At 66.5% G+C, this 1,647-nt stretch carries 1 protein-coding gene; it reads left to right on the forward strand.

What is annotated here, in order from left to right; translation table 11 throughout:
- Positions 1-1,647: endo-1,4-beta-xylanase (locus N869_RS16715; protein WP_198026101.1), on the forward strand; the 1,647-nt coding region annotated here is incomplete at both ends.

A 1,647-nucleotide genomic window follows, 5' to 3' on the forward strand; every position in this document is an offset into this window, starting at 1 on the left:
CTGGTCGACTACATCACCATCACCTCCCAGGAAGCCGCCGAGGTCCAGGACCTGCCGTCGATCTTCGAGCGGCACGCCGACTACTTCCCGGTGGGTGTCGCGCTCGACGAGCGGGAGACCGTGGGTGCGGCTGCTGAGCTGACCACGCGGCACTTCAACCAGATCACCGCCGAGAACCACATGAAGGTCGAGGCCTGGTTCAGCGGCAACAGCTGGGACGACCGTCAGTTCGGCATCCACCCGCAGGCCGAGGCCCTCATGGACTTCGCCCAGGACAACGACATGGGGATGTACGGTCACACGCTGGTGTGGCACAGCCAGACCCCGTCGTGGTTCTACGCCGACGCCAACGGTGACCCGCTGACCAACAGCGAGGCCGACAAGCAGATCATGCGCGACCGCATGGAAGAGCACATCGAGGACGTCGCGCGCCTCCTGTCGGAGGAGTACGGCCTCTTCGGCAGCGAGGGCAACCCGCTGGTGGCGTGGGACGTCATCAACGAGGTCGTCTCGGACTCCGGTGAGCACGAGGACGGTCTGCGTCGCAGCGAGTGGTACCGGATCCTCGGCGAGGAGTTCATCGACCTGTCGTTCATCTACGCCGACCGCTACTTCAACGACGTCTACGCAGCGCCGGGCACCGACCGTCCGGTCACCCTGTTCATCAACGACTACAACACCGAGCTGAGCGGCAAGCAGAACCGGTACTACAGCCTCATCGAGCGACTGCTCGAGCGGGATGTGCCGATCGACGGTGTGGGCCACCAGTTCCACGTGAGCCTGTCGCTGCCGGTGCAGAACCTCGACCAGACGATCGAGCGGTTCCGTGACTTCGACCTGCTCCAGGCCGTCACCGAGCTGGACGTGACCGTCGGCGAGCCCGTCACCGATGCGAACATCATCGAGCAGGGCTACTACTACCGGGACGCGTTCGAGTCGTTCCGCAGCCACGCCGACGTCCTGTACTCGGTGAGCATCTGGGGTCTGACGGACAACCGCAGCTGGCGCAGTGCGCAGGCGCCGCTGGTGTTCGACGCCGGGCTTCAGGCCAAGCCGGCCTACTTCGGGCTGATGGGTGACGCCGACAGCCTCGTGCCGCGGGTGCGGACCGCCCTGGCGTTCCAGGGTGAGGTCGGGCTGGACTCGTTCGACGCGATCGAGTGGCAGACCCTGCCCCTCAACGACGTCGACTTCTCTGCCGCGTTCCAGACCCGGTGGAGCGGTGACCAGCTCACCGTGTACGTCGCGGTCGACGGGGCCGAGGACAGCGTGACGTTCAGCGTCGAGGGTGATGAGACCACCGTCGAGCGGGGTGCCGACAACGGCACCCAGGCCACGCAGGAGGACGGTGACATCTGGGAGGCGATCGTCCAGCTTCCGCTGGCTGCCGAGGGGGCCATCGGCGACGAGCTCGAGTTCGACGTCACCGTCGGTGACGCCAGCTGGGGCGACGAGGGTGCCACCGGCACCCTGACCCTGGTCGAGGAGCTGTCGTTCACCGAGATCCCCGAGGCCACCGTTGCCCCGGAGATCGACGGCGAGATCGACGACGTGTGGAACGACGCGAGCGTCGTCACCACCGGTAGGACCGTCGAGGGCAGCGCGTCGACCAACGCCACGGCGAACGTGAGCCTGCTGTGGGAGGAG

It is taken from the genome of Cellulomonas bogoriensis 69B4 = DSM 16987, assembly GCF_000767165.1.
In the GTDB taxonomy this organism is placed as follows: Bacteria; Actinomycetota; Actinomycetes; order Actinomycetales; family Cellulomonadaceae; genus Actinotalea; species Actinotalea bogoriensis.